Source organism: Pseudomonas sp. MWU16-30322 (assembly GCF_020515535.1).
Lineage (GTDB): Bacteria > Pseudomonadota > Gammaproteobacteria > Pseudomonadales > Pseudomonadaceae > Aquipseudomonas > Aquipseudomonas fluorescens_H.
The window spans coordinates 143,571-165,506 of sequence record NZ_JAIWYL010000002.1; the positions used below are offsets into that span (position 1 = coordinate 143,571).

Annotated in this window: 18 protein-coding genes; 6 read left to right on the forward strand and 12 right to left on the reverse strand. The window is 61.8% G+C overall.

Features of this window, described 5'->3' with window-relative positions:
* Window positions 1-13 precede the first annotated feature (13 nt).
* From LCH64_RS03540 to LCH64_RS03565, 6 genes are read right to left on the reverse strand one after another with little or no spacing between them, the layout of a single operon-like run.
* Window positions 14-1,345: a DUF58 domain-containing protein gene (locus tag LCH64_RS03540; protein WP_226499518.1), complete on the reverse strand. Its 1,332-nt coding sequence runs from the start codon at window positions 1,343-1,345 to the stop codon at window positions 14-16.
* Window positions 1,342-2,343, reverse strand: coding sequence for a MoxR family ATPase (locus LCH64_RS03545; protein ID WP_003227594.1), 1,002 nt, complete (start codon window positions 2,341-2,343; stop codon window positions 1,342-1,344). The genes LCH64_RS03540 and LCH64_RS03545 overlap by 4 nt, the downstream gene beginning before the upstream one ends.
* Window positions 2,340-3,503, reverse strand: a complete 1,164-nt coding sequence (locus LCH64_RS03550; RefSeq protein WP_226499519.1) for a DUF4350 domain-containing protein — start codon at window positions 3,501-3,503, stop codon at window positions 2,340-2,342. Before LCH64_RS03550 ends, LCH64_RS03545 begins: the two co-directional genes overlap by 4 nt.
* The gene (locus tag LCH64_RS03555) at window positions 3,500-5,044 is read right to left on the reverse strand and encodes a DUF4129 domain-containing protein (protein ID WP_226499520.1); all 1,545 of its coding nucleotides are present in this window, start codon (window positions 5,042-5,044) and stop codon (window positions 3,500-3,502) included. Before LCH64_RS03555 ends, LCH64_RS03550 begins: the two co-directional genes overlap by 4 nt.
* On the reverse strand, window positions 5,031-6,008 hold the full coding sequence (locus tag LCH64_RS03560; protein ID WP_226499521.1) for a stage II sporulation protein M: 978 nt from the start codon (window positions 6,006-6,008) through the stop codon (window positions 5,031-5,033). The genes LCH64_RS03555 and LCH64_RS03560 overlap by 14 nt, the downstream gene beginning before the upstream one ends.
* A complete protein-coding gene (locus LCH64_RS03565) occupies window positions 6,005-6,730 on the reverse strand; it encodes an RDD family protein (protein WP_003227585.1) in 726 nt (241 codons plus the stop codon). The genes LCH64_RS03560 and LCH64_RS03565 overlap by 4 nt, the downstream gene beginning before the upstream one ends.
* A gap of 181 nt (window positions 6,731-6,911) precedes the next feature.
* On the opposite strand from LCH64_RS03565, the gene sbcB reads away from it, so the two are divergent.
* On the forward strand, window positions 6,912-8,342 hold the full coding sequence (gene sbcB, locus LCH64_RS03570) for an exodeoxyribonuclease I (protein WP_103521043.1): 1,431 nt from the start codon (window positions 6,912-6,914) through the stop codon (window positions 8,340-8,342).
* Between the two features lie 103 nt (window positions 8,343-8,445).
* Here the strand turns inward: sbcB and mvaT are convergent, their stop codons facing one another.
* On the reverse strand, window positions 8,446-8,823 hold the full coding sequence (gene mvaT / locus LCH64_RS03575) for a histone-like nucleoid-structuring protein MvaT (RefSeq protein WP_003227581.1): 378 nt from the start codon (window positions 8,821-8,823) through the stop codon (window positions 8,446-8,448).
* A 338-nt stretch (window positions 8,824-9,161) separates the two neighbouring features.
* Between mvaT and purU the strand changes: the two genes are divergently transcribed.
* Both purU and LCH64_RS03585 read left to right on the forward strand, forming a co-directional pair.
* Window positions 9,162-10,010, forward strand: coding sequence for a formyltetrahydrofolate deformylase (purU, locus tag LCH64_RS03580; protein WP_003227580.1), 849 nt, complete (start codon window positions 9,162-9,164; stop codon window positions 10,008-10,010).
* A gap of 88 nt (window positions 10,011-10,098) precedes the next feature.
* Window positions 10,099-10,275, forward strand: coding sequence for a hypothetical protein (locus LCH64_RS03585; RefSeq protein WP_177434683.1), 177 nt, complete (start codon window positions 10,099-10,101; stop codon window positions 10,273-10,275).
* On the opposite strand, the gene LCH64_RS03590 is transcribed toward LCH64_RS03585, so the two are convergent.
* From LCH64_RS03590 to LCH64_RS03605, 4 genes are all read right to left on the reverse strand, one after another.
* Window positions 10,259-11,257, reverse strand: a complete 999-nt coding sequence (locus LCH64_RS03590; RefSeq protein ID WP_103486328.1) for a lysylphosphatidylglycerol synthase transmembrane domain-containing protein — start codon at window positions 11,255-11,257, stop codon at window positions 10,259-10,261. The genes LCH64_RS03585 and LCH64_RS03590 overlap by 17 nt on opposite strands.
* A complete protein-coding gene (locus LCH64_RS03595) occupies window positions 11,254-12,030 on the reverse strand; it encodes a DUF2334 domain-containing protein (protein WP_226499522.1) in 777 nt (258 codons plus the stop codon). The genes LCH64_RS03590 and LCH64_RS03595 overlap by 4 nt, the downstream gene beginning before the upstream one ends.
* Window positions 12,023-13,114: a glycosyltransferase family 1 protein gene (locus LCH64_RS03600; protein WP_226499729.1), complete on the reverse strand. Its 1,092-nt coding sequence runs from the start codon at window positions 13,112-13,114 to the stop codon at window positions 12,023-12,025. The genes LCH64_RS03595 and LCH64_RS03600 overlap by 8 nt, the downstream gene beginning before the upstream one ends.
* Before the next feature lie 250 nt (window positions 13,115-13,364).
* Window positions 13,365-15,254, reverse strand: coding sequence for a methyl-accepting chemotaxis protein (locus LCH64_RS03605; protein WP_003227569.1), 1,890 nt, complete (start codon window positions 15,252-15,254; stop codon window positions 13,365-13,367).
* Between the two features lie 186 nt (window positions 15,255-15,440).
* Here LCH64_RS03605 and LCH64_RS03610 point away from each other — a divergent pair, with 186 nt between their 5' ends.
* Window positions 15,441-16,928 carry a helicase HerA-like domain-containing protein gene (locus LCH64_RS03610; RefSeq protein WP_226499523.1) on the forward strand — a complete coding sequence of 496 codons (1,488 nt, stop codon included), beginning with the start codon at window positions 15,441-15,443 and terminating at the stop codon, window positions 16,926-16,928.
* 127 nt (window positions 16,929-17,055) lie between these two features.
* Here LCH64_RS03610 and LCH64_RS03615 read toward each other — a convergent pair whose 3' ends face one another.
* Window positions 17,056-17,511 carry a DciA family protein gene (locus LCH64_RS03615; protein WP_003227565.1) on the reverse strand — a complete coding sequence of 152 codons (456 nt, stop codon included), beginning with the start codon at window positions 17,509-17,511 and terminating at the stop codon, window positions 17,056-17,058.
* 307 nt (window positions 17,512-17,818) lie between these two features.
* On the opposite strand from LCH64_RS03615, the gene secA reads away from it, so the two are divergent.
* Together secA and argJ are read left to right on the forward strand one after the other, a co-directional pair.
* Window positions 17,819-20,554: a preprotein translocase subunit SecA gene (gene secA / locus LCH64_RS03620; protein ID WP_226499524.1), complete on the forward strand. Its 2,736-nt coding sequence runs from the start codon at window positions 17,819-17,821 to the stop codon at window positions 20,552-20,554.
* Between the two features lie 134 nt (window positions 20,555-20,688).
* On the forward strand, window positions 20,689-21,906 hold the full coding sequence (gene argJ, locus LCH64_RS03625; protein WP_226499525.1) for a bifunctional glutamate N-acetyltransferase/amino-acid acetyltransferase ArgJ: 1,218 nt from the start codon (window positions 20,689-20,691) through the stop codon (window positions 21,904-21,906).
* Window positions 21,907-21,936 lie beyond the last annotated feature (30 nt).

The following is a 21,936-nucleotide window of genomic DNA, read 5'->3' on the forward strand; positions in this document are numbered from 1 at the left end:
ACTCATCGCTTGATCAGATAACGCCCGCACGCTTCCAGCTCAGATAGCGGTTCACCAGCCCCGTGCTCAACTCGCCGGGGCGCACATCCAGTACCTGCACGCCGTGAGCGGCCAGGCGCTCATGCAGTTCGGCCCGGGCATTGAGGTAGTCCACGGTGCCGCAGTAGGCCAGGGCTTCGGGCAGCGTCTGAACCGGGGAATTGCGCGCGCGGTCGAGGGTTTCCTCGCGCAGACTGACCACCAGCACTTGATGCTGCTGGCCCAGACGTTTGACGCTGGCGAGCAGATCTTCGTCGTCCTCGTCACGCAGGTTGGTCAGCAGAATGATCAGCGCCCGGCGCTTCTGGCGGGCCAACAGATGATGGGTCGCCGTTGAATAGTCAGCAGGACGCTGACTGCTGTCGAGATCGTAGACGGCATTGAGCAAGACCTTGAGCTGACTGGAACCCTTGATCGGCGCCAGATAACGCGGTTGATCGACGGCGAACGTGCACAACCCCACCGCATCGCCCTGGCGCAGTGCCACGTGGCTGAGCAGCAGGCAAGCGTTGAGCGCATGGTCGAAATGCGCCAGCTCGTCATCCTGGCTGCGCATGCGTCGGCCGCAGTCGAGCAGGAACATGATCTGCTGGTCGCGCTCGTCCTCGTACTCGCGCGCAATCGGCGTGCGCTGGCGGGCGGTGGCTTTCCAGTCGATCTGGCGCAGGCTGTCGCCTTCGCGGAATTCACGCAGCTGATGAAACTCCTGGCCCTGGCCACGACGCTGGCGTTGACGTACGCCGAGCTGGCTCAGCCAGTTGTCCACCGCCAGCAATTGCCCGCCGTAGAGCTTTGCAAAGTCCGGGTAGACGCGGATATCACTGCTCACTTCCAGCAGGCGTCGGCCTGTCCACAAGCCGAAGGGGCTGGGCAGATTGATTTCGCAATGCCCGAAGGTGAAGTGACCGCGCTTGAGCGGACGCAAGCGGTAGCCGACCTCGCTGAATTGTCCGGGTTGCAGCTCGACCGGGAGCGGCAGGTTTTCGAAACTCAGACCCTGTGGCACGTGGTCGAACATCATCACGGCAACCGGCTCAGTGAAATCGTGACTGACCTGCAGCCGTACTTCACTCCAGCGACCCAGTGCCAGATTGCCGGGCATCTGGCGTTTGATCCGCGGCGAGGGCAAGCGCCTGAGGCGTAACGCATCGATGATCGTCAGCACCAGCAGAGCCAGGAGCAAGCCCCAGTTGATCGCCGATAGGCTGGCGGGGGTCGGGATGTCGAGCGCCTGCACGGTGCCCAGCAGCGTGCCGCCGGCCAGCAGAACAGCGAGCCAGATCAGCAGCAGGCGTGACGGTTTCACAGGCGTGGCGCCGGCACTTGGTCGAGCAATTGCTGCAGCACCTGATCGACCGGCAGACCTTCGATGTCCAGTTCCGGCGCCACCCGCACGCGATGGCGCAGCACTGCCAGCGCGCAGCCCTTGATGTCATCGGGAATCACGAACTCGCCACCGCGCAGCAACGCCCGGGCGCGGGCGCAACGCACCAGCGCAATCGAGGCACGCGGCCCGGCACCGAGGGTCAGGCCGGGCCAGGAGCGGGTGCTGCGCGCCAGGCGCACCGCGTAATCCAGCACTTGATCGTCGATCGGCAAGTCGCTGGCGATGCGTTGCAGGGCTTGCACGTCCTTGGCCTGCAACACGGTGCGCAGCGGCTGCACGTCGAGCATGTCGGCGCGGGTCGAGCGGCTGACCTGACGCACCATGTTCAGCTCTTGCTCGGCCTCTGGGTAATCCATACGCACCTTGAGCATGAAACGGTCGAGTTCGGCTTCCGGCAATGGATAGGTGCCTTCCTGTTCGATCGGGTTCTGGGTGGCGAGCACCATGAACGGCTGGGCGATCGGCAGCGCCCGGCCTTCGAGGGTGACCTGGCGCTCCTGCATCGCTTCGAGCAACGCTGCCTGGGTTTTTGCCGGGGCGCGGTTGATCTCGTCGGCCAGCAGCAGGTTGGTGAACAGCGGCCCCTTGCGCAGCTTGAACTGCTCGGTGTGCAGGTCGTACACCGCGTGGCCGGTGACGTCGCTGGGCATCAGGTCCGGGGTGAACTGGATGCGCGCGAACTCGCCGCCGAAGCAACGTGCCAGCGCCCGCACCAGCAAGGTCTTGCCCAGCCCCGGAACGCCTTCGAGCAGCACGTGGCCGCCGGCGATCAGCGCGGTCAGCACATCGTCGATCACGCTGTTCTGGCCGATCAGGGCCTTCTGCAATTCGCCGCGCACCGCTTGCGCCAACTGGCTGGCACGCTGGCGTTGCTGGGCGGCGTGGCTGGCGCTGCCGGGCTCGATCTGTTCACTCATAGCGTGTTCCTCAAGGTTTGCAGGTGGGCCACCTGGCGACTGAAATCAGCGCTGCTCATGCGCTGTTTCGACACCGGGCTCAGGGCCTGGCTGATGGCGCGGGTCGGCTGACGGGTCAGGCGCGACAGCACCAGCCATTGCTCGGCCACGTTCAATTGGTCGAAACCGGGATACCGGCGGCGGGCGCGGCGCAGCACGTCCTGTTGCAGGGCTTGCAACAGCGTGTGCTGACCGTTGTGGCGCAGGATGAAGTCGGCACTGGCGCGCAGGTGTTCCTGCAACCGGCGACGGCCACGCTGAGCGGGTGCCTGCAAAGGCCCGTGGCGCACGCCGAGGTGCCACAGGGCCAGACCGATCAGCGCCAGCAGGGCGACGATGGCTTGCGGGAAGTAACGCCAGAGCAAGCTCGGCAGCCCCTCGTGTAGCGTGTTGAAAATCAGCGTGACGTCGGTGTCGGCGCTCAGGTACCAGAGCAGCCAGGCGTTGTCGTGTTTGCTGATGGCCGGGGTCTTCCATAGCTCGGCATCGGTGACCACGGTGACCGAGCCGAGGCCGTACGCCAGTTGCATCATGTGCGTGGCCTTGGCGCTGTTGGCCCAGGCCTGGGCGAGATTCTTCGGGTCTTCCAGATGGAACGCGGTGTCGAAACCGGCGTAGGCCGGCGCGTCCTCGTCTTCCAGATAAAGTTTGGTCAGGTTCGGGTACGGATCATCGGCCAGTTCCGCCGGCGGTTCCTTGAGATCCTTGCTCAGGGACTGGTGCAACTGCACCCGGTCCAGCAACAGGTCAGCGCTCTGTCTGGCCTGCTCATCCCACAGGGCTTCGGCGACGAACACCAGCCGCCCACCGGCGCGGGCCCAGTTCAACACCTGATCGACCTGCCGCGGGGTCATGCGCGAACGTTCGCCGAACAACAGCAGGGTGTGCCGACGCGGATCGATGTCGGGCAGCACCGCCAGCGTTTCGGCGTGGCTGACGTTGAGGCCGCGCTCGCGCAAAAACATTTCTGCCGCCAGATAAGGATTGGCCTGCGCCTGGGGCGAGGGGCCGTGATCGATCACTTCCTGATAGGGCCGCGCCTTGAGGTACAGATAAACGCTCAACGCCGCGAGCAGGGCGACCATCAGCCCGCCGAGCAGCCACGCGTTGCGCCGGTTCAAGCGCGCGCTCCCTGCTCGAACAAGGCGCGCCAGCCGTCACACAGTTCCTGTTGCAGATGTGCCGCTGGCACGCGGTGCCCGTAGGCCATGTTCTGCCAGTGCAGCGTCAAGGTGCGACTGAACGCCAGCAGTTCCGGGCGCTGCAATTGCTCGACCCGCAGCAGCACCTGATGCTCGGTGTCGGCAGGTTTCAAGGTCAGGGCAAAATCCTGGAGCAGACGGCTGAGCAAGCCGCGATAGAGCAGGCCCAGCGCCGCGCGCGGCTGGGTCTGCCAGAGTTGTTCGGCGCTGGCGGCGATGTCGTCGGGCAAGGATTGCGGGGTCAGGTCCAGACCAAATGCTTGTTGCGGCGCAGGTGGCCTGACACGGGCGGGCAACTTCGTCCGGCGACTGACGAAGGTGCGCAGGAACTCGCGATAGCGCCAGATCAGCCAGCCGACGGCCGTGAGCAACGCGCCCCACAGCAGCACTTCGATCAACACCGCCAAGGCATTGAAGCGTTGACCGTCGAGCCAGCCAAGCAGGGTTTTCAGCCATTGCGGAGGCTCGCCGGGTTTGCCCTCGGCCGGGGTGGCCGGGTCGTCGCCAAAGCGGTAGCGGGTCACGCTTTCCTTGTTCTTGAACGGCGGTTGTTCGAGCAGCGCCTTGATGCTGTCGTGCGCAGCCTGACTGGTCAGCGGTTGGTGCAGCAGGCGTGGTGCCTCCGGGGCGTTGGCCGGGGCATCCGCCCATACCGGTGGCACCGCCGGCAGCCACAGACAGACCGCCAGCAGCAGACCCAGAGCGCTGCTGTTCAAACGCTGGCGCAAACGACGGAATACCAACTCGATGTCCCACGCTTCCAGTGCGGTGCGCCGGTTCAGATACAGGCTGAAGCCGCAGGCGACATAAATCGGTTCCCAGACCACCAGCACCAGCGCGTAGAAGGCGTTGGTCAGGTGTTCCAGCCAACGCCAATGGTGATCGGCGTCGAGGATCAGCGATTGCCAGTCCCAGTCGGTTTCAATCTGCTCTGGCAGCAGCATGTAGAACAGCACCATCAGGCCGATCCACAGCGCGGTCTCCAGATGCATGCCGATGATCGTCAGCCACTGCGCGGCGCCGGCATTGCGTTGCAGCAACACCTGCAAGCGTCGCTGGCGAGCGGTGCCGTCGAGGCCTTCGAGTTGCACCACCGGCAGCAGAAAACTTCGACTCAGGCTCAGGCGGCGCCAGGTCAGGCTGGCCAGCAGTTGTGGTTTGAGCAGTCGCGGAAATTCGCGCAGGGCCTGTTTCAGAGTGGGTGTTTCGCCGAACAGGGCCTTGGACAGGATGTACAGCGGCAGGCGTTCGTAGGCCGGTTTCAACCACCAGAAAATCAGTACCGCCAGCGACGGCGAATCCCACAGCAGCAGACTGAGCACGACGAACAGCGGCAGGGTGATGATGGCCCAACTGGTCATCAGCAGCCGACGATGCTGCTGGCTCATGAGCACGCCCAGGTCCATGGCTTCCCAGGTGCTGCGCGGGCGGATCGCTACAGTGGCATCACTCAGGCGCATGGCGGGTCCTTCCGGCGAACAGCAGATAGGCCGCCACGGCGATCCACAACGCGGCACCGACCGCATATTTGATCGGCGGTGTAACCCCGGTCCGCGACGACCAGTACGCTTCGATGAACGCCGCGATCAGCAGGAACAGCATGACCCCGCACACCAGCAGCACGCTTGTGTGCGCGGCGGTTTTCAGTGCTTCACCGCGCGTCAGGCGTCCGGGCGCGATCAACGCCCAGCCGAGTTTCAGGCCGGCGGCACCCGCCAGGGCAATGGCGCTCAGCTCGAAAGCCCCGTGGCCGATCACGAACGACCAGAACGTCTGCCCGAAACCGATTTCAGTCAGATGCCCGGCCACCGCACCGATGATCAAGCCGTTATAGAGCAGGAAAAACGCGCTGCCCACGCCCAGCAGCAAACCGCTGGCGAAGGTCTGGAAGGCGATGCCGATGTTGTGCATCACGTAGTAGCCGAACATCACCCAGTCTTCACTGGCCGCGCGTTCGGCCGAACGCCCGAGGTGCCCGGCCACCGGGTCGTACATGCTCTGCATCTCGCGCACCTGTTCGGCGGGGATCAGGTTGTAGACCAGTTCGGGAAAGGCATACACCAGCAAGGCAAAACCGATCAGGCTGCCGAAAAACACCAGGCTGGCGGCCAGTACAAAGGCCCATTCGGCGCGCACCAGCCGGGGGAAGTCAGCGAGGATGAAACCCAGCAGGTTGGCGCCGAAGCGACTGCGGTGCCGATAAAGCTGCTGATGGCCGCGCAACACCAGTTGTTGCAGCGAGTCGGTCAGAAAACTGCTGTAGCCACGCTCCTGTGCCAGCGCCAGATGCTGGCACAGGCGTCGATAAGCCTTGGGGAAAGTGGCCACTTGCGAGGTGTCCTTGCCATGTTCGAGGCGTTCGAGCGCCAGCGTGAAGCGCTCCCATTCGGCCTTGTGGCGAGTTTCGAAAAGACTCTGCTTCATGTCGGCCCCAACAAGCCGCGGGCGATACCGTTGAGTTCGCTGACCGCTTTGGGCGCCGAGATGTGCAGCGGCTGGGCGAGCAGCGCGGCCAGCTCGTTGACCCGCGCTGGCGACAGTTCGCCCTGGCGTTCGGCGAAGGCGAGCAGGGCGCGTTGTTCGCTGAGGGTGAGCGGGACGGGCGAGCGGCGCGGCTGGGCGTCGGGCAGTTGCGGGCGTGCGAGTGGGCGTTCGCTGTAGACCACCAGGGTGCCGGCGGCGATGTCGCCCAGGCGTTTGAAGGTCGGGTGCTGCAGGCAACTGATCGCCCCGAGGAAATAACCGAACGGCAGCAGGTCGACAAAACGCAACAGGTTGCGCAGCAGCGAGGCCGACCAGCCGATCGGTGTGCCGTCATCGTGAATCACCCGCAGGCCCATCCATTGCTTGCCCGGCGAACGGCCCTGACGCAGCACTTCGAACAGCACCATGTACCACCAACTGACGGCAAACAGCAGCAGCGAACCCAGGCCCATGCCGAGCTGACCGAGAAACGCCAGCAGCAGGAACAGCACGCCGAGGATGGCTCCGCGAATGCCCAGGTCGATGCCGAAGGCGAGGCTGCGCACCATCAGGCCGGCCGGGCGCAACGGCAGGTCGATGCCCTCCGGGGTTTCCACTTGATAGCGGGTATCGAGTGGCGGGTTCAGCGGTGCTTTCCGTGGCGCTGCTGTGTTCTCGAGCATGGGCTACCTGATGGGGCCGGATCGGGAGGCGAGGTCTGTCCGATGCTAGCAGCCTCTTGGGGGAAAACGACATCACTATGTATTGCACATCGTGTGGCGCGCGCGGGTTGAATGACACAGCGCTGGCCGCGATGCGGGTTCAACGCCTAGACTTTGCCGATCTTCAGTTCAGGAACCGCCCGTGACTTCAATCTTCTGGTACGACTACGAAACCACCGGCATCAATCCGCGCAACGACCGCCCGCTGCAGGTCGCCGGGATTCGCACCGACCACGACCTCAATGAAATCGACGAACCGGTCAACCTCTACTGCCAGCCCAGCGAAGACATCCTGCCGCACCCGGCGGCCTGCGCGATCACCGGCATTACCCCGGGGCAACTCGCCGAGCACGGTCTGAGCGAAGCCGATTTCATGACCCGTGTGCATGCGCAACTGGCGGCGCCCGGCACTTGCGGCGCGGGTTACAACACCTTGCGTTTCGACGACGAGATGACCCGCTACAGCCTGTACCGCAATTTCTTCGACCCGTATGCCCGTGAATGGCAGGGCGGCAACAGTCGCTGGGACCTGATCGATGTGGTGCGCGCCGCGTACGCGTTGCGCCCGGATGGCCTGGTCTGGCCGACCGATGACGAAGGCAAGGTCACCCTCAAGCTCGAACGTCTTACGGCCGCCAACCATATCGACCACGGGCATGCGCACGAAGCGCTGTCGGACGTGCGCGCCACCATCGCGCTGGCGCGGTTGATCCGCGAGAAACAGCCGAAGTTGTATGACTGGCTGTTTCAATTGCGCAGCAAGCAGAAGGTCATGGATCAGATTCGTCTGTTGCAGCCGCTGGTGCATATCTCCGGACGCTTTTCGGCGGCGCGGCACTATGTCGGTGTAGTGCTGCCATTGGCCTGGCATCCGCGCAATCGCAATGCGCTGATCGTCTGTGACCTGCACCTTGATCCGCAAGGCTTGCTGGATCTGGACGCCGAAACCCTGCGCCAGCGCCTGTACACCCGCCGCGACGACCTCGCCGAAGGTGAACTGCCGGTGCCGCTGAAACTGATTCACATCAATCGCTGCCCGGTGGTGGCGCCGTTGTCGGTATTGCGCGCCGACGATCAGCAGCGCCTGGGCCTGGACATGGCGCTGTATCAGGCACGTGCGCTGCGGCTAAGTGACGCACAACAAGTTTGGAAAGATAAAGTCGCGGCGATTTACGCCAGCGAAGACTTCACGCCGAGCGAAGATCCGGAACAGCAGTTGTACGATGGATTTATCGGTGATCGTGACCGGCGTCTATGTGAGCAAGTGAGGACGGCGGATCCGGCACAATTAGCGCAAGAACACTGGCCGTTCGATGATGAACGTCTGCCGGAATTACTCTTTCGATATCGCGCACGCAACTTTCCCGATACGTTGAATTCCGAGGAGCAAGAACGCTGGAGAATATTCTGTCAGCAGCGTTTGTCCGAGCCGCAAATGGGCGCGCCTAATACCCTGCAATCTTTTGCCGAGGCCGCGCAGCAATGGGCGCTTAGTGCTACGCCGATACAGAATCAAGTGCTCAATGAGTGGCAGAATTATGTCGAGGCATTGCGCAAACGTTTGAATCTTTGAAATCGAACATAGTGTGCCCATGAAATGCCGGGCATAAAAAAACGCCAGCGTATGCTGGCGTTTTTCATGGGCCGCAGAATCAGTCTGCGGCAGGCGTTGCGGCTTAGCCCAGCAGGGTAGCCCAGCCTTCAACCACGTCACCGCCCCACTTGGCTTTCCACTCTTTCAGAGTCTTGTGGTTGCCACCTTTGGTTTCGATGACTTCGCCGTTGTGCGGGTTTTTGTATTGTTTAACTTTGCGCGCGCGCTTGGTGCCGGTAGTTTTTACTGCGGCGCCACGGGTGCCTTTGGTTTTCGATTCCGGATCCAGCAGGGCGATGATGTCGCGCAGGGACTTGGAGTATTCGCCCATCAGGGTGCGCAGTTTGCCTTCGAATTCCAGCTCGGCTTGCAGTTTGTCGTCTTGCGACAGGTTCTTCAAACGGGCTTGCAGCTCTTTGATTGCTTCTTCGGTGGCGCGATATTCGTTGATCAAGGACATGGTAACTACCTTATGCGGATGTGTTGAATGGCAGGGGACAGTGCCGCAATAATAGTCAGGCTGTTTCATCAAGTAAACATTTAAGCGGATTTTTTATTTGAATTAGTTACGTGAAATAACCGGTAAATTGAATGGTCATTTAAATAATGTGATGCATTCATCACGATTATTCACAATTATCTGCTCGAACAGCGTCACGGCAGTGCCATCACATTGGCGCGCCGGACGATCGGACGCCTTGAATCGCGCCGTCTCCGGGGAATCGGTCATCAATACTGCAGTTTCCGCGCACAGTCGCTAGAATGGCCGCCTTTGCGAAGTTCTGGAGTTTTTCCCCCATGCGCACCTTTCGGTTGGTGATTTCCTGCCCTGACCGCGTTGGCATCGTTGCCAAAGTCAGTAACTTTCTGGCATCCCACAACGGTTGGATCACCGAAGCGAGCCACCACTCGGATAATCAGAACGGCTGGTTCTTCATGCGTCACGAGATCCGTGCCGATTCGCTGCCGTTCGGTATTGAAGTACTGCGCGAGAAGTTTGCGCCGATCGCCGAAGAGTTCTCGATGGACTGGCGCATTACCGATACCGAGCAGAAGAAACGCGTAGTGCTGATGGCCAGCCGCGAATCCCACTGCCTGGCCGACTTGCTGCACCGCTGGCACAGCGACGAGCTCGATTGCGAAATCTCCTGCGTGATTTCCAACCACAATGACCTGCGCAGCATGGTCGAGTGGCATGGCATTCCTTATTACCATGTCCCGGTCAACCCGCAGGACAAGGAGCCGGCGTTCGCCGAAGTCTCGCGTCTGGTCAAGCAGCACGACGCCGAAGTGGTGGTGCTGGCGCGCTACATGCAGATCCTGCCGCCGGCCCTGTGCCGCGAATACGCACACAAGGTGATCAACATTCACCACAGCTTCCTGCCGTCGTTCGTCGGTGCCAAGCCGTACCATCAGGCGTCGCTGCGCGGCGTGAAGCTGATCGGCGCGACCTGCCACTACGTGACCGAAGAGCTGGATGCCGGCCCGATCATCGAGCAGGACGTGGTACGCGTCAGCCACAGCGACAGCATCGAAGACATGGTGCGTTTCGGCCGTGACGTCGAGAAGATGGTGTTGGCCCGTGGTCTGCGCTATCACCTCGAAGACCGCGTGCTGGTGCACGGCAACAAGACCGTGGTGTTCTGATCGGTCTGAAAGTCTGCGGTTGAAAAATCAAGGGTCTGGGCGTTCAATCGTCCAGGCCCTTTTTCATTTCATCCCTGAGGAACTGCCCATGAGCGATCCACTGGACAAAGCCACTTCCAAAGCGCCGGCCACCGTGGGTGAGGGGTGTTTGAGCAGATATGATCCCGAAGACATGACGCCGGAGGACGGGACAGAGTTTCCCGGGGCCGCCGAGTTATGGGAGCAAATGAAAGAACAGCTGGACGAACCTAAGAAGCCTGTCTGACCTTCATCAATTTCTTGAGCAACGGTCGTCCCAGCATCAGCACAAACACCGGGCCACCCACCAGCAGATAGAAATAGAACGTCACTGCCCGCCAGATCAGGATTGCCGCCGCCGCTGTGGATTTGCCGACCATTGGCGCCAGCAGTGCCGCCGAGGTCAATTCCGCCGCGCCTGCGCCACCCGGCAATAGCGTGAACTGGCCCGCGCCCAGCGACAGCATCTGCACCAGAAAGCTCCAGGCCCACTGCAAGTCCGCACCCAGCCCGCGCAGCGCCAGATACAGCACGCTGTAACGCAGCAGCCAATGCACGCACGTCAACGCAAACACTTTGCTCAAGGTCTGCCACGGCAATTTCAGGGTATCGGTGAACGCTGCTAGAAAGTGCAAGAGCTTGCGCGCCCAGCGTCGGCGGGTGCTGTGCTCGACGTTCATGCGGGCCAACAGGCGCCCGCTCAGGCGAATCAGCGCGCGATGATAGCGCGCCAACAGCGCGCAACCGATCAGGCCGCCGAATAACGACACGGCACTGACCATCAGCAGCCATTCCATACGGTCGCTCAGGTGCTGGAACAGCGCGTAGATCAGAATCGCGCTCAAGGCGCAGAGAAAGAACAGCAGATCGCTCAACTGATCCATCGCAAACACCGCGCTGCCCCGCGCCGGGCGCACGCCGCAACGGGCCAGCAGGGCCATGATGGTCAGCGGGCCGCCGCTGCCACCGGGGGTGGCGCAATAGGCAAACTCGGCGGCCATCACCACCCCGAGACTCTTCAGCGGTGAGACGCGATCTCGTTGATCGCCCAGTAACAGCCGCAAGCGCAGGGTGTTGATACCCCAGCAGAGCAGGATCATGCCGAACAGCACCAGCAGCCATGGCAGCGGAAAGCTTTGCAGGCGCGACCAGATTTCATTGCCACCGAGCAACAGCGGAATCAGCAGCGCAGCGAGCAGGCCGATCAACAACAGAATGCCGCGGCTCATGCGGCGTGCCCGAGTTGCCCGCGCTGTTGCGCCAGCCAGTCAATCTTGGTCATCGGCACGCGTCCTTCGGCGAGCAGGCGTTTGAGGGTTTGCAGCCAGTAGTTTCGCGAGTAACGGTAGCGCATATCCACCGGGTGCAGGCCGAGGCGAATCACCGGGGCCTGACGCCAGCGCTGCTCGCGTTGGTCGCTGAGGACTTTCGACAGGCCACGACGCCAGGCGCTGCGGGCGCTCCACACCAGGCCGGGAGCATCGATCGAGGTGAAATCCGGCAGGCAATAAAGATGCTGCGGATCGCTGGTGTAGTGCAACGGCAACTCGCGCAAGGCTTGGCGCGTACCCTCGCTCATCAGCCATGCCGGGGCGACGAAACCGTGCAACGGCCAGTCGTAGCGCTGGAACAACTCGATACCGGCACGCAGTCGCGCAAGCGCGGCTTCGCGGGACAGGTGATAGAACTCGCCTTCGTGGGTGTAGATCCGGCGCATGAACCAGTCGCGGGGCGTGGTCGGTGCCGGCTCGCGGTCGTCATGGTAAAACCCGTGCAAGGCCAGTTCATCGCCACGGGCCAACCGCTCGCCGAGCCTGCGACAGAACGCCGGATGCGCCTCAAGTGCATCGCGCCCATGGAAATTCGGTACCACCAGCCAGGTCATCGGCACGCCGCCCAGCGCATCGACGGCTTCGACGAACGGCTGATAATCCGCCCACGTCGACGGTGCTACGTCGTGCAGCACCAGCAACACGGCGCGGCGGTTCAGGGGATCAGCCATTGGCCACCCGAGGCCAGGAATGGCCGAGGACCGCGTGATAATGACCGAGCAGGCTGTCGACCACACTGTCCCAGGAATAATGCCGTTCGACGTGTTGCCGCGCCTGCTGGCCGAGGTTCACGCAGCCGCGACTGAACAGTTCGCGCACGGCATTGGCCATGGCTTGTGGGTTGTTCGGTGCACACAGCAAGCCGCAGTCCTGGTTGATGATTTCCTCGAACGCCCCGGCCGCCACTGCGACCACCGGAATCCCGCAGGCCATGGCTTCGAGGATCACCAGACCGAAGGTTTCCTGATCGCCGGCATGCAGCAGGGCGTCGGCGCTGGCCATTAATCGCGCCACGGTGGCGGCCGGGCAGAACCCGTCGATCACGCTGACATTGTCCGGGACCACGGCGGGCATCGATGAGCCGACCAGCAACAGGTGATAGCGCGGGCCGAGGCGTCGCATGCATTTGAGCAGCACCGACAGGTTCTTCTCTTTGGAGCCGCGCCCGGCAAAGATCAGCAGACGGGTGTCTTCGGCAATCCCCAGTTCGGCGCGCAGACCGTTGTCGCGGGCGTCGGGGTGAAAGGTTTGCAGATCCACCCCCAGTGGCTGCACAAAGACATTGCGCACCCCCAGCCCGGTGAGTTTGTCGGCCATGACCTGGCTCGGCGCCAGCACCCGGTCGAAATTGCCGTAGAGTTTGGTGACATACGCCTCGACATTCGGCGTGACCCAATGGCCCATGCGGTTGCTGACCAACAGCGGCAGATCCGAGTGATAAAAGCCGATCACCGGCACATCCAGTTGGCGCCGTGCATCCAGCGCTGCCCAGGCAGTCAGGTACGGGTCGCCGACTTCGATCAGATCGGGCTGCAAATCCTGCAGGACATTGCGCCACGGCGCCAGACGCAGCGGGAAGCGATAGCCTTTGCCAAACGGCAGTGCAGGCGCGGGCACCGTGTAGACGCCATCGTGTTCACTAAAGTGTGCGCCGGGGATCAGCAGGCTGTGGCGAATGCCCGGTTTGACGCCCAGCCGACGATGCTTGGCGTCCAGATAGGTGCGTACGCCGCCGCTGGCCGGGGCGTAGAACATGGTGATGTCGGCGATGTGCACAATGACGAACCCTCCGCTGTGTTGCTCTCCCTTGGTTGACCTTTATCCAGAATAGATGTTCGGTCGGGATTGCGCGGGGGGAGTGTCAGGGAGGGGTTGTGGTGTTTGACAGGACGCCTTCGCGAGCAAGCCCGCTCCCACAGTGGTTTTTGGTGGAACTCACAATGTGTGAACACCGAAGATCCAATGTGGGAGCGGGCTTGCTCGCGAAGAGGTCAGTGGCAGCGCCTTAAATTCTGAAGCTACCGACCAACTGCTTCAGCCGCGAAGCCTGCTGTTCCAGATCCGAACAGGCGCGCAAGGTCGCCTGCAGGTTCTCGACGCCTTCCTGGTTCAGCGTGTTGATCTCGGTGATGTCGACGTTGATCGACTCGACCACCGCGGTCTGTTCCTCGGTCGCGGTCGCCACCGATTGGTTCATCCCGTCGATTTCGCCAATGCGCTGGGTCACGCTGTTGAGGCGTTCGCCGGCGAGGTTGGCGATTTCCACGCTGTCCTGGCTGTGGCGCTGACTGTCGCTCATGGTGCTCACCGATTCACGGGCGCCGACCTGCAGCTCCTCGATCATGGTCTGCACCTGCTGCGCCGATTCCTGGGTGCGGTGCGCCAGGTTGCGCACTTCGTCGGCGACCACGGCAAAGCCGCGTCCGGCCTCACCGGCACGCGCCGCTTCGATCGCCGCGTTAAGCGCCAGCAGGTTGGTCTGCTGGGAGATGCTGGTGATCACTTCCAGAATCTGCCCGATGTTCACGGTTTTGCTGTTCAGCGATTCGATGTTGCTGCTGGAGGCGCTGAGCATGCTCGACAGTTGGTTCATCGCCTTGATGCTGCGATCCACCACTTGCTGGCCGTCTTCGGCGAGGCCGCGGGCGTCACTGGCCTGGTTCGAAGCTTGCGCGGCGTTGCGGGCGATTTCCTGGGCGGCGGCGCCCAGTTGATTGATCGCGGCGGCGACGCTGCTGGTGCGCGATGCTTGCTGATCGGAGTTGTACATCGACGAGTTGGACGCCGCGACCACGCGCAGCGCGACCTCGTTGACTTGCCCGGTGGCCGACGACACTTCGCGGATCGAGCCGTGAATACGCTCGACGAAACGGTTGAATGCGGTACCCAGTACACCGAATTCATCGTTATTGACGATGGTCAGGCGCTTGGTCAGGTCGCCTTCACCGTCAGCGATGTCTTCCATGGCGCGGGTCATGACGTGCAGTGGCTGGATCAGCAGGCGAATCAGCATGCCCAGCAGCGCGATGATGATGACCACCGCAATCACCGTGGCAATCACCGCCGAGGTGCGGAACTCACTGAGCATCGAGAAGGCTTTGTCCTTGTCCACCGACAGTCCGATGTACCAGTTGACCGACGGCAGGCCTTTGATCGGGGTGAAGCTGACGATGCGAGTCTTGCCATCGACCGTGATTTCACTGAAGTCGCTGCTGATGCGCGGGGTGTCCTGCGGATAGGCTTCTTTCAGTGATTTCATCACCAGCGCCTTGTCCGGGTGCACCAGGATCTTGCCGTCGGCGCTGACCAGGAACGCGTAGCCCATGCCGGAGAAGTCCCGGGCGGTGAGGGTGTCGACCAGGGTTTGCAGGCTCAGGTCACCGCCCACCACGCCAACGCTCTGGCCGGCCTTTTTCGAGGCGGTGGCGATGGAGATGATCAACTGCCCGGTGGCGGCGTCGATGTACGGTTCGGTCAGGGTCGACGCGCTGCTGCTCTCGGCCCCTTTGTACCAAGGGCGCACCCGTGGATCGAAGCCGTCCGGCATCTTCACGTCCGGGCGGATGGTGAAGTGACCGGTGGCATCGCCGAGGTAAGTGGCCATGAACGTCGAGGTCAGGGATTTCTGTTCCAGCAGGCTGGCGACGTTGGCGGGTTCCGGATTGATGGCGATGTTCTGGGCGGCGTTCTCGACCAGCAGAATGCGTCCGTTGAGCCAGGTCTGGATGTTATCGGCAGTAACTTCGCCCATCTCGTTGAGATAGTTGTTCAAGTCAGCGCGGATCGCGTTGCGTTGCAGCCAGTCGTTGTACAGCGTGAACGAGGCGAAAGCGGCGATGACGATGAGGGCGGCGGCAAGCAAAATTTTATGGCTGAAGCGCAGATTTTTGTTCATGGCTTGGGGTTCCGCTAAGGTCTTAATGTCCTGGGCGTGCTTTTATAAAGGCGCGCAATATGGGCAAGGGTGAAACAAACTGATATTTCCGACTCTCCTTAGGGAAATGTCCGACCGACTTTTCAGTCAGGTTCTCGCCTTTATCTATCGGCCATACCGGATTAAAGATTAACCATAGGTGACAAAATGCCTGACACATCGCAACTCGTTATCGGCGCCGATCTGGCGAGGCAACCGATTGCTCAGGCCATGCGCCTGGCGAACCGCCACGGGCTGATCGCCGGTGCGACCGGGACCGGCAAGACCGTGACTTTGCAGCGTCTTGCCGAAGCGTTCAGTGATGCCGGCGTCGCCGTGTTCGCCGCGGACATCAAGGGCGACCTGTGTGGCCTGGGCGCTGCCGGCAATCCGCAGGGCAAGGTCGCCGAGCGCATCGCCGGAATGCCTTGGCTCGACTACAAGCCGCAGGCGTATCCGGTGACGCTGTGGGACATTCACGGCGAATCCGGTCATCCGTTGCGTACCACGTTGAGTGAAATGGGCCCGTTGCTGATCGGCAGCCTGCTGGAACTGACCGACAGCCAGCAGGCCGCGCTGTACGCGGCCTTTAAAGTAGCGGACCGCGAAGGCCTGTTGCTGCTGGACCTGAAAGACCTCAAGGCGCTGCTCAATCATCTCAAGGACAACCCGCAGCTGCTCGGCGAAGACGCCGCGCTGATGACCACCGGCTCCAGTCAGGCGTTGTTGCGCCGGCTGGCGACTCTGGAGCAACAGGGCGCTGAAGCCTTGTTCGGCGAACCGGCGCTGCAACTGGAAGACATTCTGCAACCGGCCGCCGATGGCCGTGGGCGCATTCATTTGCTCGATGCCAGCCGCCTGGTCCACGAAGCGCCGAAGGTCTACGCGACGTTCCTGCTGTGGCTGCTGGCCGAGTTGTTCGAGCAGTTGCCGGAGCGCGGCGATGCCGACAAACCACTGCTGGCGCTGTTCTTCGATGAGGCGCACCTGTTGTTCGGCGATACGCCCAAGGCGTTGCAGGATCGGCTTGAGCAAGTAGTGCGATTGATCCGCTCCAAGGGCGTCGGGGTGTATTTCGTTACTCAGTCGCCGAGTGATTTGCCGGACAGCGTGCTGGCGCAACTCGGTCTGCGGATCCAGCACGGCTTGCGCGCGTTCACCGCCAAGGAACAGAAATCCCTGCGTGCGGTGGCGGATGGTTTTCGGCCAAATCCGGCGTTCGACACCTTGTCGGTGCTGACGGAGCTCGGCATCGGCGAAGCGTTGGTCGGTACGCTTGCCGAGAAGGGCACACCGGAAATGGTCCAGCGGGTGCTGGTGGCACCGCCGCAATCGCGGATCGGGCCGTTGAGCGAAACCGAGCGCACGATGCTGATCGCCGGTTCGCCGTTCAAGGGCCGTTATGACAAGCCGATCGATCGTGAGTCGGCGTACGAAATCCTGATGGGCCGCAAGGATCTGGCGCCGCCGGCAGAAACACCGGCCGGCAAGCCGGCAGCCGAGGAACCGAGCCTGGCCGATCGTGCCGGGGAGTTTCTGGGGACGGCGGCGGGGCAAGCGCTGAAGTCGGCGATGCGCCAGGCGGCCAATAATCTGGGTAAACAACTGGTGCGCGGCTTGATGGGCTCGTTGCTCGGTGGCAGCAAACGGCGCTGATCGAAACTGTGGGAGCGGGCTTGCTCGCGAAAGCGGTCTGCCAGTTAACAATAATGTTGACTGAAAGGACGCCTTCGCGAGCAAGCCCGCTCCCACATTGGATAAGTGGCAGTTTTCTGGATTGAGATCAGGATTTGTCTTTGGCGTGTGCCGCCAGGCGCTCAAGTGCCGCACGCAGGCCTGGATCGCTGATCCCGTCCGCTGTTGACTGAATGGTCTGCGCGGCATCCGTCGACAGATCCATCGAGTGTCCGCTTGCCCGGCGCTGGACCAGCGGCGGTTGCACGCGGAACTGGATGCGCGTCAGGTTGGCGAATTCTTCGAACAGTTGCAGTTGGCGTTGCAGGCGTTTTTGCTGGTAGCGCAGGCGCGTCGCCCAGTGCCCGTCAGTCACCACCAGCGTCAATTGGCCTTCGCGCCACTTGGCCACGTGGCAATGTTCGCGGGCGGCAGGTTGCAGTTGGCTTTCGAGCAGGCGCTGCAGATGCCCCAGGCGTTGGGCGTGGCCGAGCAGAGCCTTGAGGGGTTTGGCTTCGCGAAGCAGAGCGGCGGGTGCCCTGGCTGTAAGGGGGCGAAATGCCATGTTCGAACACCTGAAGTAACAGAAGCGCCATGGTAGCAGAAAGCAACGGAACCACTCGCCCATTGCATTTGTCCCTGCTTTACCCATTAAATCAACGACTAACTTCGTCCCTTGATGGGTTGAAGTTGAGCAAAACGCCCTTATTTTAAGTGAGCCCCGTCAAAGCGCAGTGCCAGCATCGTGGAATATCGCCACTTTCCTCACCACCGTTTCCGGGTAGAATGCTCGTTCGCATGCGGCCATGAGGGCTGCACGGGCGACTCACGGGGCCGCCCTCCATCCCTTTAGTGTGGAAGATCCTGCCGATATGTTTGCGCCTTTGTTAAAGAAACTTTTTGGAAGCAAGAACGAGCGTGAAGTCAAACGCATGCTCAAGACGGTGCAGCTCGTCAATGCCTTCGAAGAGCAAATGGTGGCCCTTTCGGACGATCAATTGCGCGCCAAGACCAATGAGTTCAAGGCCCGTATCGCCAAAGGGGAATCCCTCGACAAGCTGTTGCCTGAAGCCTTCGCGGTCGCCCGTGAAGCGGGCAAGCGCGTCATGGGCATGCGCCACTTCGACGTCCAGTTGATCGGCGGCATGACCTTGCATGAAGGCATGATTGCCGAAATGCGTACCGGTGAGGGTAAAACCCTCGTGGCAACCCTGGGCGTTTACCTCAACGCGCTGTCCGGCAAGGGCGTGCACGTTGTGACCGTGAACGACTACCTGGCCCGCCGTGACGCCAACTGGATGCGTCCGCTCTACGAATTCCTCGGCCTGACCGTCGGCGTCGTGACGCCGTTCCAGCCGCCGGAAGAAAAGCGCGCCGCCTACGCTGCCGACATCACCTACGGTACCAACAACGAATTCGGGTTCGACTACCTGCGCGACAACATGGCGTTCAGCATGGAAGAGAAATTCCAGCGCGAACTCAATTTTGCCGTGATCGACGAAGTCGACTCCATCCTCATCGACGAAGCCCGTACCCCGCTGATCATTTCCGGTCAGGCCGAGGACAGTTCCAAGCTGTACATGGAGATCAACAAACTGATCCCGCAGTTGGAACTGCACGTCGAGGAAGTCGAAGGCCAGGTCACCAAGGCCGGTCACTACACCATCGACGAGAAGACCCGTCAGGTCGAACTCAACGAAGCCGGTCACCAGTTCATCGAAGAAATGCTCACCGGCGTCGGCCTGCTGGCCGAAGGCGAGAGCCTGTACTCGGCGCATAACCTGGGCCTGCTGACCCACGTCTACTCGGGTCTGCGTGCGCACAAGCTGTTCCATCGCAACGTCGAATACATCGTGCAGGACGGCCAGGTCGTACTGGTCGACGAACACACCGGTCGTACCATGCCGGGTCGTCGTCTGTCCGAAGGCCTGCACCAGGCCATCGAAGCCAAGGAAGGTCTGAACATTCAGGCCGAGAGCCAGACCCTGGCCTCGACCACGTTCCAGAACTACTTCCGTCTGTACACCAAGCTGTCCGGCATGACCGGTACCGCCGACACCGAAGCGTTCGAATTCCACCAGATCTATGGTCTGCAGGTCATGGTCATTCCGCCGAACAAGCCGTTGGCGCGTAAAGACTACAACGACCTGGTGTTCCTGACTGCCGAAGAGAAATACGCGGCGATCATCAACGACATCAAGGAAGGCATGGCCCAGGGCCGTCCGATCCTGGTGGGTACCGCGACCATCGAAACTTCCGAGCACGTGTCCAACCTGCTCAACAAGGAAGGCATCGAGCACAAGGTACTGAACGCCAAGTTCCACGAAAAAGAAGCCGAGATCATCGCGCAAGCCGGTCGTCCGGGCGCCCTGACCATCGCCACCAACATGGCCGGTCGTGGTACCGACATCCTGCTGGGCGGTAACTGGGAAGTGGAAGTCGCGGCGCTGGAAAACCCGAGCCCCGAGCAGATCGCCCAGATCAAGGCCGACTGGCAGAAGCGTCACCAGCAAGTGCTGGAATCCGGCGGTCTGCAGGTGATTGCCTCCGAGCGTCACGAATCCCGTCGTATCGACAACCAGCTGCGTGGCCGTGCCGGTCGTCAGGGCGACGCCGGTTCCAGCCGCTTCTACCTGTCGCTGGAAGACAGCCTGATGCGCATCTTCGCCTCTGACCGGGTGAAGAACTTCATGAAAGCCCTGGGCATGCAGCCGGGCGAAGCGATCGAGCACCGCATGGTGACCAACGCGATCGAGAAGGCGCAGCGCAAGGTTGAAGGTCGCAACTTCGACATTCGCAAGCAACTGCTCGAGTTCGACGACGTCAACAACGAGCAGCGTAAAGTGATTTATCACATGCGTAACACGTTGCTGGCCGCCGACAACATCGGTGAAACCATCGCCGATTTCCGTCAGGACGTGCTCAACGCCACCGTCAGTGCACACATTCCGCCGCAATCGCTGCCAGAGCAGTGGGACGTGGCCGGTCTGGAAGCTTCGCTGGCAAGCGACTTCGGGGTGAAGCTGCCGATCCAGCAATGGCTCGACGAAGACGATCACCTGTACGAAGAGACGCTGCGCGAGAAGCTGATGGTCGAGCTGATGGCCGCGTACAACGAGAAAGAAGATCAGGCCGGTGCCGAAGCACTGCGCTCGTTCGAGAAGCAGATCGTCCTGCGCGTCCTCGACGACCTGTGGAAAGACCACCTGTCGACCATGGATCACCTGCGTCACGGCATCCACCTGCGTGGCTACGCCCAGAAGAACCCGAAGCAGGAATACAAGCGCGAGTCGTTCACGCTGTTCTCCGAGCTGCTGGATTCGATCAAGCGCGACTCGATCCGTGTGCTGTCGCACGTTCAGGTTCGCCGCGAAGATCCGGAAGCCGAAGAGCAACGCCTGCGTCAGGAAGCCGAAGCACTGGCCGCCCGCATGCAGTTCGAACACGCCGAGGCCCCTGGTCTGGATCAACCGGAAGTGTTGGGTGAAGAGGTCGATGTGGCCCTCGCCACCGCTCCGGTTCGCAACGAGCAGAAGCAGGGCCGCAACGAACTGTGCTACTGCGGTTCGGGCAAGAAATTCAAGCATTGCCACGGGCAGATCCAGTAAACCCCGTTTCAATCGCTGAAATACCCGCGCCGCGACCGGCTTCTGCCGTCGCGGCGTTTTGCCATTTAATCCGCCGCCTTCTTGTCGAAAACAGCAGGAAGCGGTGCTGACATCATTGAGTAAGGAGCGCATTCATGGCTGTTGGTCTTGGTCCTTTGCCAACGTTGCACCCGGTTGCCGGTTTTGAACTCGGTATTGCCTCGGCCGGCATCAAGCGCCCTGGGCGCAAGGATGTGGTAGTGATGCGCTGCGCCGAAGGTTCGACCGTGGCCGGTGTGTTCACGTTGAACGCCTTTTGCGCCGCGCCGGTGATCCTGGCGAAAAAACGTGTGCAGAACGACGTGCGTTACCTGCTGACCAACACCGGTAACGCCAACGCCGGTACCGGTGAGCCGGGCCTGGCGGCTGCCGAGCGCACCACCGCCAGACTCGCCGAGCTGACCGGTGTCGATGCCAGCCAGATCCTGCCGTACTCCACTGGCGTGATCGGCGAGCCACTGCCGGTCGAGAAGATCGAAGGCGCACTTCAGGCCGCACTGGATGACCTGTCGGAAAACAACTGGGCAGCGGCCGCCACCGGCATCATGACCACCGACACCCTGCCCAAGGGCGCCAGCCGCCAGTTCCAGCATGACGGCGTGACCATCACCGTCACCGGCATCAGCAAAGGCGCAGGCATGATCCGCCCGAACATGGCGACCATGCTCGGCTACATCGCCACCGACGCCAAAGTCTCCCGCGACGTGCTGCACAACCTGATGCTCGACGGTGCGAACAAGTCATTCAACCGCATCACCATCGATGGCGATACTTCGACCAACGACTGCTGCATGCTGATTGCCACCGGCAACGCTGCGTTGCCGGAAATCACCCGCGCCGAAGGCGAGCTGTTCAACAAGCTGAAGCAGGCGGTGTTCGAAGTGTGCATGGACGTGGCTCAGGCCATCGTGCGTGACGGCGAAGGCGCGACCAAGTTCGTCACCGTTGAAGTCAACGGCGGCGGCAATCATCAGGAATGCCTGGACGTCGGTTACACCGTGGCCCACTCGCCGCTGATCAAGACCGCGCTGTTCGCCTCCGACCCGAACTGGGGCCGGATTCTGGCCGCTGTCGGCCGTGCCGGTGTGCCGAACCTCGACGTGAGCAAGATCGACGTGTTCCTCGGCGATGTGTGTATTGCCAGCCGTGGCGCGCGCGCAAGCACCTACACTGAGGCGCAAGGCTCGGCGGTGATGCAGCAGGAAGAGATCACCATCCGTATCGAGCTGGGTCGAGGCGATTGCAGCGAAACCATCTGGACCACCGACCTGTCGCATGAGTACGTGAAGATCAACGCCGAGTACCGCACCTGATCCAAGACCGGGTCGCTTCTTTCGCGAGCA